This window comes from Streptomyces sp. NPDC047982 (assembly GCF_043204165.1).
GTDB lineage: Bacteria > Actinomycetota > Actinomycetes > Streptomycetales > Streptomycetaceae > Streptomyces.
The window spans coordinates 137,455-151,804 of the sequence record NZ_JBIDBS010000018.1 but is presented as its reverse complement, the minus strand read 5'-3'; the positions used below and the strand labels follow the sequence as shown (position 1 = coordinate 151,804).

13 protein-coding genes and 1 pseudogene are annotated in these 14,350 nt (G+C 70.2%); 8 read left to right on the top strand and 6 right to left on the bottom strand.

All coding sequences use genetic code 11. From position 1 onward, the window contains the following. Window positions 1-14 precede the first annotated feature (14 nt). On the top strand, window positions 15-812 hold the full coding sequence (locus ACGF2V_RS22545) for an isochorismatase family cysteine hydrolase (RefSeq protein ID WP_362707718.1): 798 nt from the start codon (window positions 15-17) through the stop codon (window positions 810-812). Here ACGF2V_RS22545 and ACGF2V_RS22540 read toward each other — a convergent pair. Continuing rightward, window positions 796-1,269 (bottom strand): Rieske (2Fe-2S) protein, encoded by a 474-nt coding sequence (locus ACGF2V_RS22540; RefSeq protein ID WP_362619996.1) that lies wholly within the window; start codon window positions 1,267-1,269, stop codon window positions 796-798. The two genes, ACGF2V_RS22545 and ACGF2V_RS22540, sit on opposite strands and share 17 nt — an antisense overlap. A 329-nt stretch (window positions 1,270-1,598) precedes the next feature. Here ACGF2V_RS22540 and ACGF2V_RS22535 point away from each other — a divergent pair, with 329 nt between their 5' ends. Next, a complete protein-coding gene (locus tag ACGF2V_RS22535; RefSeq protein ID WP_362707721.1) occupies window positions 1,599-1,979 on the top strand; it encodes a hypothetical protein in 381 nt (126 codons plus the stop codon). A gap of 54 nt (window positions 1,980-2,033) precedes the next feature. Here the strand turns inward: ACGF2V_RS22535 and ACGF2V_RS22530 are convergent, their stop codons facing one another. After that, window positions 2,034-3,212 carry a hypothetical protein gene (locus tag ACGF2V_RS22530; RefSeq protein ID WP_362707724.1) on the bottom strand — a complete coding sequence of 393 codons (1,179 nt, stop codon included), beginning with the start codon at window positions 3,210-3,212 and terminating at the stop codon, window positions 2,034-2,036. 1,377 nt (window positions 3,213-4,589) lie between these two features. Here ACGF2V_RS22530 and ACGF2V_RS22525 point away from each other — a divergent pair. Continuing rightward, window positions 4,590-5,192 carry a hypothetical protein gene (locus ACGF2V_RS22525; protein WP_362620004.1) on the top strand — a complete coding sequence of 201 codons (603 nt, stop codon included), beginning with the start codon at window positions 4,590-4,592 and terminating at the stop codon, window positions 5,190-5,192. 180 nt (window positions 5,193-5,372) lie between these two features. Here ACGF2V_RS22525 and ACGF2V_RS22520 read toward each other — a convergent pair whose 3' ends face one another. From ACGF2V_RS22520 to ACGF2V_RS22505, 4 genes and pseudogenes are all read right to left on the bottom strand, one after another. Then, window positions 5,373-5,510 (bottom strand): hypothetical protein, encoded by a 138-nt coding sequence (locus ACGF2V_RS22520; protein WP_362707727.1) that lies wholly within the window; start codon window positions 5,508-5,510, stop codon window positions 5,373-5,375. A 333-nt stretch (window positions 5,511-5,843) separates the two neighbouring features. Beyond that, window positions 5,844-6,824, bottom strand: a complete 981-nt coding sequence (locus tag ACGF2V_RS22515; protein WP_392912944.1) for a zinc-binding alcohol dehydrogenase family protein — start codon at window positions 6,822-6,824, stop codon at window positions 5,844-5,846. Between the two features lie 201 nt (window positions 6,825-7,025). After that, the gene (locus ACGF2V_RS22510; protein ID WP_362620008.1) at window positions 7,026-7,925 is read right to left on the bottom strand and encodes an aquaporin; all 900 of its coding nucleotides are present in this window, start codon (window positions 7,923-7,925) and stop codon (window positions 7,026-7,028) included. Between the two features lie 22 nt (window positions 7,926-7,947). After that, a pseudogene (locus tag ACGF2V_RS22505) lies at window positions 7,948-8,908 on the bottom strand (amidohydrolase family protein); the annotation flags it as partial. A 609-nt stretch (window positions 8,909-9,517) separates the two neighbouring features. Between ACGF2V_RS22505 and ACGF2V_RS22500 the strand changes: the two are divergent. From ACGF2V_RS22500 to ACGF2V_RS22480, 5 genes are all read left to right on the top strand, one after another. After that, window positions 9,518-10,393, top strand: coding sequence for a HipA family kinase (locus tag ACGF2V_RS22500; RefSeq protein ID WP_362620010.1), 876 nt, complete (start codon window positions 9,518-9,520; stop codon window positions 10,391-10,393). Beyond that, window positions 10,390-10,773: a DUF3037 domain-containing protein gene (locus tag ACGF2V_RS22495; protein ID WP_362620012.1), complete on the top strand. Its 384-nt coding sequence runs from the start codon at window positions 10,390-10,392 to the stop codon at window positions 10,771-10,773. Before ACGF2V_RS22500 ends, ACGF2V_RS22495 begins: the two co-directional genes overlap by 4 nt. 285 nt (window positions 10,774-11,058) lie before the next feature. Further along, entirely contained in the window at window positions 11,059-11,820 is a 762-nt protein-coding gene (gene fabG / locus ACGF2V_RS22490; RefSeq protein WP_362620013.1) for a 3-oxoacyl-ACP reductase FabG, read from the top strand. 20 nt (window positions 11,821-11,840) lie between these two features. Further along, the gene (locus tag ACGF2V_RS22485; RefSeq protein ID WP_362620015.1) at window positions 11,841-12,596 is read left to right on the top strand and encodes an SDR family oxidoreductase; all 756 of its coding nucleotides are present in this window, start codon (window positions 11,841-11,843) and stop codon (window positions 12,594-12,596) included. 117 nt (window positions 12,597-12,713) lie between these two features. After that, the gene (locus ACGF2V_RS22480; protein WP_362707729.1) at window positions 12,714-14,294 is read left to right on the top strand and encodes an ABC transporter substrate-binding protein; all 1,581 of its coding nucleotides are present in this window, start codon (window positions 12,714-12,716) and stop codon (window positions 14,292-14,294) included. Window positions 14,295-14,350 lie beyond the last annotated feature (56 nt).

The following is a 14,350-nucleotide window of genomic DNA, read 5'->3' as shown; positions in this document are numbered from 1 at the left end:
CGAAAGGGCCTGCCGTGCCGTCGAGGGAGCAACTCGCCGAAAAAATCGCCGGACAACTCGATCCGGTCACCTGTGCGCTCATGACGGTCGAATGCCAGCAGGGCGTCGTCGGCCCCGGCAGCGCACTGCCCGAACTGGCCGAGGAGGTCAGGTCGTCCGGGACGCTCGACCGCATCGCCCGGCTGGTCACGGCCGCCCATGGGGCCGGGGTCCAGGTGATGCACGCGGTGGCCGAGCGCCGCCCCGACGGGCGGGGCGCCAACACCAACGCCCGCCTGTTCCGGGCCGCCCGCCGATCGCCCGTGCGGCAGCACCCGGGCACCGCGGCGGTCCGGATCGCCGAGCCCGTCGAGGTCGCGGACGAGGACCTCGTCGTGCGCCGCCTGCACGGCCTCTCGCCCATCGCCGGGACGGACGTGGACGCCCTGCTCCGCAACCTCGGCTGCCGGACGCTCGTCGTCACCGGGGTCTCGGCCAATGTGGCCATCCCCAACGCCGTGTTCGACGCGGTGAACCTCGGATACACGGTGGTGGTGCCCGCCGATGCGATCGCGGGGGTGCCGGCCGACTACACACCCGCGGTGATCCGCCACACGCTCGCCCTCGTCGCCACCGTCACGACCACCGACGTCGTGCTCGCCTGCTGGCAGAGCCATGGGCGCACCGGCGCCGGGTCGGGTGCCGGGACGGGAGCGGGCCCGGCGGCCACGGGAGCGGACCCGGCCGCCGCCCGTTTCGCGCCCGCGTCCGCCCCCGGTACGCCTTCCGGTTCCGGGACCGACGCTCCTCGCGGTGTCAGGAACCCAGCGTGATCGAGCCGTTCACGACCCTGATCGGCCGCGTGGGCAGCGGTTGCGAGGCCGGACCCGACGTCGCGGCGCCCGTCGCGACATCGAACGTGCTGCCGTGGCAGGCGCAGTTGATGGCGCCGTCCGACACGCTCGAGAGGCCGCATCCCTGGTGGGTGCATTTCGATGAGAACGCCTTGAACTCGCCGGCCTTGGGCTGCGTCACGACCACGCCCCGGTCGGCGAAGACCTTGCCGCCGCCCTGCGGGATGTCGGCCGTCTTCGCCAGGACGTCCTTGCCGCCGTCCGCCGCGGGGGTGTTCTCCGCGGCCGTGCTCGGACCGGACGCCGCCTCCACCTCCGCCTGTGCCTCCTCCTTGCCGCCGCACGCGGCGAGCAGGGCGGCCACCGAGGCGGCTCCGACCGCTGTGACGACGGTCCGACGCCCGGGACCGACCTCGTGTTCCTGCGACGTGCTCACGCCGGTTCTCCTTCCGCGACAGTCGCGGCCGTCGGTGCTCGCGACTTCGGTCCTGATGACTGGTGTGCGTGCCCGGGCGTGCGGCGGAAGAGCCGCGCTTTCCACGGCCCGGGGACCTTGTCGTCATCGGCACATCCGGGCGTCGGCATGAGCGGGCGTCGCGCACCGGTGGCGTCCGAGGGTGGTGAACCGGCCTGCGGTCCACCGGAATTACTCCGGGTGGCCGAGGAATCGTTGGGTCCGACGGGTGACGCGGAGCGGCCGGTCGGCCGGGTCCGGGCGGCGGCTCGACGTCATGGCAGCCGGGGGCGTGTGCGAGGCTGGGGAGCATGACACTGAGCGGCTTCACCGCCATCGAGCGGGCCATTCGTGACGGCTGGGGCGCGGACACGGCGACGCCGGATCACCGCCCGGACTGGACCCCCGACAACCCCGCCCGTGACCAGTGCGGGGTCACTGCCCTGGTGCTGCACGACCTGCTGGGCGGCGACCTGATACGCGGAGAGGTCCACGTCGACGGCGAGCGGGTGGACTACCACTGGTGGAACCGGTTCGGCATGGGGATCGAAGTCGACCTCACGCGCGAGCAGTTCGGCCCCGCGGAACAGGTCGTCGGCGGAGAGGTGATCGAACGGCCCGCGGAGATCGTGCGACTTTGCGAGGAGTACGAACTTCTCCGCGGCCGGGTCCTCGCCGCGCTGCGCCCGTAGACACCGTCTCGTGCGCCGTCCCTCCGCAGCCTCCCGTGCGCCGACGGTGCGAGATCAGTCGGATGCCGCACCGTCCGCGCGGAAGACCTTCTCTCCCTCGCGCAGTCGGGCGAAGAGGAGCGTCCGGTCCAGCATTTCCTCGTCCTCCTCGTTGCTGAACACCTCGTCCACCAGCAGTTCGCGCAACCGCTCCTGGACGCCGTCGCCGTACCCCTGCTGGAAGTCGTCCAGGTCGAAGTGGGTCTCCGCCTCCACCTCGGCGACAGTGCAGTGCTCGTCTTCGATGACCAGGCGGGCGCGGATGGTCCGGGCCTGGAGCGTGTTGTCGTTGGAGCAGCCGTAGACGACCCTGGCCTCAATGTCGCCGCCGACGTACATCTCGCCGTCGGTGTGCACCGCACGGGCCGTCACATCCCCGTCCACGGCCACCACGGAGTCCGGGCCGCAGTCCTCCATACAGCCGTCGACGGTCAGTGAGCCCGTGACCACGAAGGGGGCCATCACGTCCAGATGCCCCTTCACGATCAGATCGCCGTGGTGGAAGAACGGCTCGCCCACCTCCTGGTCCCCGATCAGACTGCGGTTCGTCCGGGCGTCGTCCCCCAGGGCCTCGGCGCACAGCTTCGGTAGGAACGGGACGTGATCGGGATCGCAGTCGTGGCGCAACTCGGCGACGAATGCCTGGTAGCTCTCGTACTCCGGCCGGACCCGCTCCGCCAGCCAGGCGCTGTCGTCCGGAATGCCGGCGGCCCGGCACGCCTCGGACAGCCGGGCACGTGTCGCCTCTGCGACCCGTCGGACGGCGGCCATGTCGATGGGCAGCGGCCCGCCCTCCGTCACGGGGTGGCCGACATGGGCGGGCGCGCCCGCGTTCTCCAGCATGGTCGTGATCTCCTTTCGTGCGTTTCGCTGCGCCGTGCCGAACCCCGGCAGACGCAGCGCGGTTCCCGGGGGCGTCCGGCCCAGGTGGCCGACCGCTCGGGTGTCGGCTCCCCGTGCCGGGAGCAGGTCCACCGGTCGGGGACGAGCGCGGAGCACCGCGTCGTGCAGCGGGGTGCTGCCATGGATGTCGATGACGTCGACGGGCGCGCCGTGGTCGAGCAGGAAGGCGTACACCGACTGCGCCGTGGAGCTGTGGTGGGCGAACGGGTCACCGCGAGCGGGGTGGCGCGGCATGTCCAGGCGCGCACCGTGCCCGACGAGGAATCGCAGCACCTCCAGCGAGTGACCCACCGGGCCTGCGGATCGGAGTCGTCGACATCCGCGGCCCACGCGGAGGGTGTCGAGCCGTCCGCGTCGACCGCGTGCACGTCCGCGCCGCCCTCCCAGAGCGCTTCCACGGCGTCCGGGGACGGCAGCGGGCCGTCGCCGCTCCGGGAATCGCGACCGGCCGCTGCGGGGCCCCTCCTCGCGGGTTGACGGATCGGCGGCTCCGACGATCAACACACGGACCGCGGCGTCCCATTGGGTGTCGTCCCGTCAGGGGCGGGGGCGAGGGCAGCACAGAGGGGACGTGCATCAAATCGCTCATGGGCGGGACTTTACGAGCCCCCACTGACAGCCGATCCCGGGAGCGGACCCCGGGACGCGCGGACCCGCGACGTCCGCTTCCCGTGGTGCGGAGCACGTGCCGCGCAGCCCGTGCGGATCAGCCGGATCCTCGGGTCGGTCGTGGCCGGGGTCCTCGCGGTGGCCGGTGCCGGTCGCCGGAGCGCGGGAGGACGCGGTCGTGCGCCCGCTGGTCTTCACCGGGCGGCCCTCGTGTGCGCGGCCCTGTACGCCGATCACCGCCGGTTCGTCCTCCGGCCCCGCGCGGGGCCGGAGGAGGTCGGTGCGTCGTGCCCATGTCGGCCACCCGGGCCGCGCGTAGTGCGCGGACTCAAGGACGAGCTCGTGCGCCTCCAGAAAGCGCGAGAGCATGGCCGGGCCCTCCTCGGCACCGTCCGGCGGTCGCGGCACCGACGTGGTCCAGACGGCGTGCCATGGGTGTCGACCGGACCCGGCTGACGGTTCGCGTGCGTGTCGAGCAGAAGGTGCGACCGGCGGAAGGCCGCGCCCCGCACGAGCCCGTGGCGCTGCTCGTACAGCGGCCCCGTTCCCGTCGTGCGGGCCCTTCCTCGGGGCCGACGGCAGTACCTGCGTGCACGGGGCAGGGAGTTGTCCTACGTCCTGTTGACCTGGTTGCCGCACGTTTCGGCCGGGCCACCCGAGCCGACCGGAGCCGGATCTGCATCATGAGGAGCATGGACGAGACAGGCACGCTCACCGAGGACGAGATCAACGATCTCCTCAGCGACGAGGACCGGGACGCCGACGGGGAGGACGACGAGTACGAATGGGTCCGTTGAACGCGCCGGACATCCGGGCAGGGCCGATCGCACCCCGCGGAACGGCCCGGGCATACAGGGCAAGCACAGTCCGAAGCCGCCCAAGCCGTGCCGCGACAGGCTCTGCCCGAAGCCTCCGGAGCCGTGTCAGGACAAGGGCGCTCGCAACACCAAGTGACGTGCATTCACCTCCGCTTCCCGAGAGGCCGGTGTGCGGTGGGGGAGCGTCAGGAAGCCTCCGTACGTCCCCTCGATGTCGGTGGCGGCCGCTACGGTCGTCGTCATGGAACAGCACCGTGTTGAGCGCTTCGCCCCTCTGCCCGGCCGGGTCGGCCATGTCGGCGGCATCGAGTCGCTCACGCTCGACGGCCGCCGCCGCTACTTCGGTTTCGACTACGGCAGCGACATCATCGTCTCGCCACTGATCGACGACCCTGACGCGATGGCGGGCTTCGCGAGCGCGTACATGAGACAGACCACCGGTACCCACGACGCGGCGTACTGGGCGGGGCTGGTCGCTGCGGCTGCCGGGAACTCGGCCCTGGCGGAGGACACCGAGCGCGAGTTCACCACCGAAGGTCTGCGCGGTGACCTGCCGGTCCCCGGAAGCCACCTGCTCTACCTCCTGGGCGCGGCCACCGAATGGGAGGACTGGTTCGAGGAGTCACCGGAGGCGGAACGCGCGTTCGAGCGGCTGGGGTTGGACGAGGAGGACGCGGAGTTCCTCGACCAGTGCCTGCACGCGGTCCGGGAACACGGGACCCGGGCCCGGCCCGACGAATGGACGGTGATCCGCCTGCACCTCGGTGCCGCGGTACGGCATCTGCCGGGCAACTGGGACACGCTGTTCGCTCCGCTGGCGGAGGGCATCGCGCACCACGGCTGAGCCGCCCTTGCGGAGCGTGCCCGCTCCGGGCATCGGAAGTCCCGCCGAACCACGCGGCGTGGGGGCGCCGGGCCGTACGAACTCCCGGGCGGCTGGACCCGGCCAAGGCCCCGGAAACGTGAGACGGGCCCGCGCTGAGGCGCGGGCCGGCCTCTTGCTGGGGGTGAAGTCGAGGGGCCGTCAGTAACGTCCGCCACGCCCGTGGTGACGTCCGTCGTGGCGACCGTTGTTGCGTCCGTGGTCATGGTCGCCATAACGGTCGCGTCCGCCGTGGTCCCTGTCCCTGTCCCTGTGGTCGAAGATGCTCTGAATCTTCATCTTCGTCTCCTTCGTAGGATTTTAGGGGTGCCGCTCCTTGCTTCTGCAGCGGCACTACCGACACTACGACGACCCTCTACGGTCAACAACTTGTGGGAGTCGCAATCCTGGCCAGGATTTTTCTTGGCCCGTGATTGCATGGAGTCGCTTCCCGAATTCCTCCGCCGGAGAAGTCCGTGTCCTCCTGGCGTCCGGGGGAATCTTCACTTCTGACGGACAGGCCGAAAAAGCGGCGTCGCCGCCGTTCGGAGCTCCGGTGAACAGGCGGCCACGGCGCTGCCGTGGTCACATGTTTGTGACCGGTCCGAAGAGGTGGACACGATCCTTGTTCTCTCAAGGACACATGACCACTCGGCCCCGCGTTCCGTTCGCGAGCGCGGCATAGGCGTCCCTTCCGTTCTCCAAGCCGTATCGGCCGGTAATGGGCAGCGGCCGGAATCTCCCTTGATCGAAGAACGGCCTGAGCAGGTTGAGGCGCGCTCCGCTCTGGGTGACGTCGAGCCTGCGGCTGTCGCATCCCAGGATCTGTGTCTCGTTGTGGTAGAAGTCGATGAGGTCGATCTCCGCGGTCCGCGTGCCGACCGAGGAGATCACCACCAACCGGCCGCGGTGCGCCAGGGAGGCCAGTGCCGCCGGTGTGGTGACGCCTCCGACGGCGTCGTACACCACGTCTGCGCCCTTGCCCGTCGTGAGGCGTTTGATCTGCGCTCCGACATCCGGCGGATCGCCGCCGAGCGGGACGAACGCGTCGATGGCCGACGCGGCTGGCGTGTCGTCGGCGGGACGGACCCGGTCGACGCCGATGACACGGGCGCCGAGCGCGCGGCCGATCTGGGCCACGGCGCCCCCGACCCCGCCCGAGACGCCGAACACCGCGAGGGATTCCCACGCGGTCAGCCGGGCCGCCTCGACGGTCCCGAGCCAGCCGACGACGAAGTTGACCCCCACGACCGACGCCTCCTCGAAACTCAGCCGCTCGGGTTTACGGGCCAGGGCCGTTGCCGGGATCGCGAGAAACTCCGCGTGCGAACCGTCGCGCGAGAACCCGACGTCCCCTCCCGTCCCCCAGACCTCGGCGTTGACCCAATCGGGTGGTCCGTCGACCACGACCCCGGAGAAGTCGCGTCCAGGTGTGCGGGGAAGGGACGTGCCCTCCATCCGACCGGCGACGTTCTTCAGGTCCGAAGGATTCACCGAAGCGGATTTGACGGCGATGACCGCTTCGCAGTGATGCCGTGCCACGGGGTCGGGAAGGTCGGTGACATGCAGGACATCGGGACCTCCGAAACGACTGAAACGCAGAGCGCGCATCATGAGCCTTTCCGTGAATTTACTCAACTGACCGTCGGGGTGTGGTGCAATGCAAATCAGGAGCCGATGGCGCCGTCCAATTCCGTGCAGAATCCGGACAATGACGTTGAAGGTGTGATGACGTTGAGTCACTGGATTTCGTACGAGACTTTTTTTACGGGCGTCAAGTCCGGGCGGATCGGTTCTGCCGGGCTGGTCGCTTATTTAGCGATTATTTCGGGTCTGCGTCGACAGGAGGGTTGCTGCTTCGTCTTCGGCGGCCTTGGAAACGGAGAAATTCCGGCCAGGGGGGACGCGCATCATGGGCGGCTGTGACGGTGCTTCGGCGCCGCGTGGGAGCGGGCCGCCGGACCCCGGGCCGGCCACGGGACACGCCTTTCGGGCCCCTTCCGGGTCGCAGTCTGCTTTAGGTAGCCGGGCACACCGGGCCGCGACACGGGGCGCTGCGGCGGCGCCGCCCGCTCCGCACCGTATGCGCCGGGCCCCCACCGTCACCGCGGTGGCCGCACCGATCAGGAATCCGACGAGCCAGGGAACGGCGGGGGCCAGCCGGGGGGTCTGCAGGAAGTACCCGACGAGATACACGATGACGCCCATGCCGGCCGCCTCGGCCGCGAACAGCCAGCCGTCCGTCCAGCCGGGAGCGGGCTGCAGCGTGGCGTAGAGGACCGGGGGCCGCCCGACTACCGGGCCCCACACCGCCCGGGCCGCGAGCACGCCCAGGAACGAGCCGACGAGCTGCGCCAGGACGTAGGGGGCCACCGACACGCCGGGGAAGACACCGAAGCGCCACATGGCCAGGGAGATCGCGGGATTGAGGTGCCCGCCGGAGAGCCGCCCGGGCCGGCTGAGGATCAGTCCGGAGATGAGCAGACCGACCGCCGCTCCGACGATCAGCAACTTGAGATGGATTCCGGGAACCGCGTCGGAGAGGGCGGAGGGGCCCATGACCCAGCGCACGATCGTGGTCACGCCGAAGAGCAGGACGAAGGTCAGGAGGCATTCGAGAGCGCTGCGCCCCGCGATGGCCGACGGCGTCGCGGGACCGTTCTGCGGCGGGGCGGGCGGTGTCGATGAGCCGGACGATGCGGAGTCGGTGGTCATGGCCGCGAGCACCTCCCGACGCGGACTCGGCCGCGGCCTCGACCAGCGCCTGCGCCTGGCGCACCCCGGAGGGCGGGGTGGGGGCCGCCGTCCGGTGGTAGCCACCGAAGTAGGCGACCGGGCTCCAGGACGGCTCCACGCCGGGCAGCGGTGCGGCAAGCCCCTCGAACTCCCCGGCCGTGTAGACGGTGCGGCCACCGACGACGGTCAGCAGGGACTCGATGTGCGAGATGTCCTCCTCCGGCACCGAGAAGAAGTCCTCGGAGAGCACCGCCAGGTCGGCGTAGTAGCCCTCCTTGAGGATCCCCTTGACATCGCTCTCACCGCTGAGTTCGGCACCGGCCACGGTGTACATGTGAAGTGCGGTGGCGCGGTCGACGCGGTTCTCCGGGGACGCCAGCAGCCGCCCACCGATGCTGCGCCCGCGGACCAGCCACTCGAGGGACAGTCAGGGGTTGTAGCTGGAGACCCCGGTGGCGTCGGTGCCGGCGGCGACCGTCAGGCCGGAGTCGAGCATCCGGCGGATCGGGGGAGTGTTGGCGGTGCGCGCGGCCCGGTAGCGTTCGCTGAAAGCGCTTCCCTGGAACATCATGCGGTTCTGGATGGACAGGGCGCCGCCCAATGGCCGCGATCCGGTCGAGACTGGTCTCGGACACGGTCTCGGCGTGGTCGAAGAACCATGGCACACCGCGGGGGAACCCGCCGTCCGCCGCGACCTCGGCGAAGACGTCCAGGTCGGCGCGGATCGTTTCCTCGTAGGTGGCGTGCAGCCGGAAGCCCCAGTCGTTGTCGAGCAACAGGCGTACAGCCGCCTCAAGTTCGCCGTCCGCCTGCTCGGGGCGCGTCGGCCTGGGCTCGGTGAAGTTCTCGTAGTCCGCGGGCGACCAGGCGAGGTTCTCCCCCGCGCCGTTCAGCCGCAGCCACTCGTCGCCGTTTCCGGGCCGCACCATGCCGATCCACCGCCGCAGATCGTCGAGTTCCTGCCGGCCGGCTCCCGTGTGTCCGGGGCGGGGGAAACACCGTCCACTGGCATGACATTGATCACGAGAAAGCTCCAAGGATCCGGGGCCGGGAGGCTTGCTCCTGCCCGTCAGCCGGTCGGTACTCGGCCGGATCGGGTACGGCACGTGCCGGCCCCGCGGACCGGTCCTGCCGCAGGGCTGGTCGCCGCGGCTGTCGACTTCGGCGGTGGCCGCCCTCACGGCGAAGCCTGAGCGGGTAGTCCATGGGATCTCCGGCTGTGTCCGGGGGAGGCCGAAGCCGGGAAGCGGGACCTGATGCGTCCCGGTTTTGCCCTGCCGGGAAGCGAGGGCCGTGGCGAGCGACGCAATGCCGAAGCCGCTGCTGGGCGCGGGGGAGGGGAAATGCCGATGCCATACGCTGTGGTACTCGGCGCCGCGGAGCGCTCCGGTCTCGGCCGGACGCGCGGCGAGCGACGCCTGTGGTGGCAGTGGCGGGCCGCGGCTCGCCGGGGCGGGAGAGGCCCGGACTCCGCGGATTCCCCCAGGTCCGCGGGCCGCCGAGCCGGGGAGGAAAAGGGGAGCAGTAAACCCTTTTGATTACAAGGTATTGCGAATGGATAGCCTGGGAAAATGCTTACAGAAGTGACAGCGACCCGCTATGTCACCCCCTTGCGTGAGGGCGGCTCGCTCCCCGGGATCGTCGAGGCCGACGATCTCGGTACATACGTCATGAAGTTCACCGGCGCCGGACAGGGCCGCAAGACCCTCGTCGCGGAGGCCATCTGCGGCCGGCTCGGGCAGCGGCTCGGGCTGCGCGTCCCCGAACTCGTACGGATCCAGCTCGACCCCGTCATCGGGCTCGCGGAACCCGACCAGGAGGTGCAGGAGCTCCTGAAGGCCAGCGGCGGGCTCAACCTCGGGATGGACTTTCTGCCCGGATCGATCGGGTTCGACGCACTCGCCTACCGGGTGGACCCCCGGGAAGCCGGACGCGTCGTCTGGTTCGACGCGTTGATCAACAACGTCGACCGGTCCTGGCGCAACCCGAACATGCTGGTCTGGCACGGCGATCTGTGGCTCATCGACCACGGCGCCACGATGATCTGGCACCACAACTGGCCCGGCGCCCAGGCATCCGCCGCCAAGCCGTACAACGCCTCGGACCACGCGCTCGCCCCGTTCGCCCCCGATGTCGCGTCCGCGGCGGCCGAACTCGCCCCGCTGGTCACGGAGGAACTGCTCACCGAGGTCACGGCCGACGTGCCCGACGAGTGGCTGGTCGACGAGCCGGGCTTCGACTCCACGGACCAACTGCGCCGCGCCTACGTGGCGGCGCTGCTCCCGCGGGCCGCGACCATTCACGAGCGGATCACGATGGACGGGCCCACGCCGTCCAAGCGGTCGCAGGCGCCCGGCTGGTTGACCGGGGACAGCCCGTGGCCCCACCCCGCCGGAAGGAACGACGAGGGCGGCACCGAGACGAACGACGAGGACGACCACCGGTGAGCGAGCGCGATGTCTTCGAGTACGCCCTGCTGCGCGTGGTGCCGCGGGTGGAACGCGGCGAGTGCTTCAACGCGGGCGTCGTCGTCTACTGCCGTGCGCGGGGCTTCGTCGCCGCCCGCACGCATCTCGACGAGGCCAAGCTGATGATGCTGGATCCCGGCGCGGACGTGGTCGGTGTGCGCGCCGCCCTGCACGCCGTCGAGGGTGTCTGCCGGGGCGGCACGGACGCCGGCCAGGCCGCCGCTGACGACGCCGGACGCCGCTTCCGATGGCTGATCGCGCCGCGCTCCACCGTGATCCAGCCGGGGCCCGTGCACAGCGGTCTCACCGCCGACCCGGATGCCGAGGTCGAGCGACTGCTCGATCTGCTGGTGCGCTGAGTCACCCCTTCTCCTGCGAGTCCCCCACGGCGTCGCCCGGCACGGCGCACGTCGCCACTCGGAACACCGCACGCGCCGCCGCCCGCGGTGTTCCGGTGCGGCGTCGGGGCTTGCGACATGCGCCCCCGCGGCCGTGGGCCGTTGACACGGGGTGCCGGGGCTTCTAGCGTCTCGTCTGCTGAAGGTACTAAGCGGTCGCTCAGTCATGAGGGCCGGTGCGACGCGAGGTTCCGCGCCGGCCCCGACGTCCGCTGAGCGGCGATCCGAGGGCGAGGAGAACCAAGCATGTCCACCACCGAGCAGCGTGTCGCCATCGTGACCGGAGCGGCGCGGGGCATCGGCGCCGCCACCGCGGTGCGTCTGGCGGCCGAGGGCCGGGCCGTCGCCGTACTCGATCTGGACGAGGCGGCCTGCAAGGACACGGTCGAGAAGATCACCGCCGCCGGAGGCACCGCGCTCGCCGTCGGCTGCGATGTTTCGGACGCCGCCCAGGTGGAAGCCGCGGTCGCGCGCGTCGCCGCCGAACTCGGGGCCCCGACGATCCTCGTCAACAACGCGGGCGTGCTCCGCGACAACCTGCTGTTCAAGATGACCGAATCCGACTGGGACACCGTCATGAACGTGCACCTCAAGGGCGCGTTCCTGATGGCCAAGGCCGTTCAGAAGCACATGGTGGACGCCAAGTTCGGCCGGATCGTCTCGCTGTCCTCCTCCTCCGCGCTCGGCAACCGCGGCCAGGCCAACTACTCGGCCGTCAAGGCGGGCCTGCAGGGCTTCACCAAGACGCTCGCCAAGGAGCTCGGCAAGTTCGGCATCACCGCCAACGCCGTCGCCCCCGGTTTCATCGTCACCGAGATGACCGCGCAGACCGCCGCCCGGATCGGCATGGGATTCGAGGAGTTCCAGGCCGTCGCCGCCGGCCAGATCCCGGTCCAGCGGGTCGGCCGTCCCGAGGACGTCGCGGGAGCCATCGCCTTCTTCACGGGCGACGAGGCGGGCTTCATCTCCGGCCAGGTCCTGTACGTAGCCGGCGGGCCGCTCAACTGACGCGTGGGGACGAGGACATCATGACTGCGCAGGACAGCGGGAGGGTCGCGCTCGTCACGGGCGCGAGCCGCGGCATCGGCTACGGCATCGCCGAGGCGTTCGTGGCCCGCGGGGACCGGGTCTGCATCACCGGACGCGGCGAGGACGCGCTGAAGGAGGCCGTGGAGCGGCTCGGCTCCGACCGGGTGATCGCGGTGGCGGGCAAGGCGCACGACGAGGCCCACCGGGCCGCCGCCGTCGAGCGCACCATGGAGGCGTTCGGCCGGATCGACTTCCTGGTCAACAACGCCGGGACGAACCCGGTGTTCGGCCCCGTCGCGGACCTCGATCTCGATGTCGCCCGCAAGGTGTTCGAGACCAACGTGGTCTCGGCGCTCGGCTTCGCCCAGCGGACCTGGAAGGCGTGGCAGAAGGAGAACGGCGGGGCGATCGTGAACATCGCTTCGGTCGCCGGCTTGTCCGCGTCGCCGTTCGTCGGCGCGTACGGCGTGAGCAAGGCGGCCCTGGTCAATCTGACCCTCCAGCTGGCGCACGAGTTCGCGCCCGCCGTCCGGGTCAACGCGATCGCGCCCGCGGTGGTGAAGACGAGGTTCGCCCGGGCGCTGTACGAGGGCCGTGAGGCCGAGACGGCCGCCTCCTACCCGCTCGGCCGTCTCGGAGTCCCCGAGGACATCGGCGGTGCCGCCGCGTTCCTCACGTCGGACCAGGCCGGCTGGGTCACCGGACAGACCCTGGTGGTCGACGGCGGGTTGTTCCTGAATGCCGGAGTGGGCTGAGACGGCCTGAGAGGATTTCGTCGAGATTGACCCAAGTGCCCTGTCGGGGCTGTGAATTGACCCGGCAGGGCGCTGCGGTAGGGTCTGCCGTCCCATGGCTGATCGAGGAGCGTTCACGTGTTCTACCGGGCCAGTCTGCAGGTCGCTGCAGTCCTTGTCTCCCTTTTCCTGCTGGCAGGCTGCGGACTTCTTTCCGACAGCGGATCGAAAGTGGAACAGAAGCTGGTAGTCGGTACGACCAGTGAGCCCTCCACGCTCGATCCGGCGGCGGCGTGGGACAACTCGTGGGAACTGATGCGCAACGTCTTCCAGACGCTGGTGAGCTTTCCGACCGGCAGCACCCGCCCCGAGCCGGACGCCGCGCAGTCGTGCAGATTCACCGACAGCAGCAGCACGGCCTACCGCTGCAAACTGCGCAAGGGGCTGAAGTTCTCCAACGGCGACGACCTCGACGCCGAGGCCGTGAAGTACTCCATCGACCGGATATCGGCGATCAAGGTCAAGGGCGGCCCCGTCGGCATGCTCGGCTCCCTCGACCGGGTCGAGACGAAGGGGGACGACGTCGTCGTCTTCCACCTCACCAAGTCGGACGCGACCTTCCCGTTCATCCTCGCCACCCCCGCGATGTCGCTGGTCGCGCCGAGCGAGTACTCGAAGTACAAGATCCGGGACGACGGCAAGGTCACCGGCTCCGGCCCCTACCTCCTGGACTCCTACAAGCCCGGGGACCGTGCCGAACTGGTCAGGAACCCGGACTACAAGGGCTTCGCGGACCGCAAGAACGACGCGGTGACCATCCGGTACTACAAGGACTCCGCTCCCGTGGTCGCGGCGCTGAAGAACAAGAAGATCGACGCGATCTACCGCGGTCTCACCGCCGACGACGTCGTCGCCCTGGAGGCGGGCAGGGGGGACAAGCACGAGCTGAAGATCGTCGAGACGGTCGGCGCCGACATCCGGTTCCTGGTCTTCAACCCCGAGGACCCGGCTGCCGGGAAGGTGGCGGTGCGGCGGGCCATCGCCCAGCTCGTCGACCGCGACGCGCTCGTCGCCAAGGTCTACCAGGGCACCGCCGAGCCGCTGTACTCCCTCGTCCCCAAGGGCATCGCCGGGCACACCACCAGCTTCTTCGACGCCTACGGGGATCCGGACACGGCCAAGGCCAAGCGGATCCTGGAACGGGCGGGGATCGACGAGCCGGTCGCCCTGACGCTCTGGTACACCACCGACCGCTACGGCTCCTCCACCGCAGCGGAGTTCGACGAGCTGAAGCGCCAGCTGGAAGCCTCCGGACTGTTCCGGATCACGCTGAAGAGCAAGCCCTGGAAGGAGTTCCAGGAGGGCTTCACCAAGGGTGAGTACCCGGCCTTCGGGCGCGGCTGGTTCCCGGACTTCCCGGACCCGGACAACTTCATCGCCCCCTTCGTGGGCAAGGACAGCATCACCGGGATGCCCTACACGAAGAGCGAGATCACGGACCGGCTGCTGCCCCAGACCCGCAAGGAGAGCGACCGGGGCGCGGTCAGCAAGCAGTTCGAACGGGCCCAGCAGATCCTGGTCGAGGACGTCCGGCTGCTGCCTCTGTGGCAGGGCAAGCTGTACGTCGCGTCGGGCGAGGACATCGGCGGTGGCGAGCGCGTCATCGACCCGCAGGTCGTCATGCAGATGTGGGAGTTCTACCGCAAGGCCAGCTGGTAGCCCCGCCGGTGCCGTGACCGGAGCGGTTCGCCGGGCGTCGCCGGCCGGTGAACCTT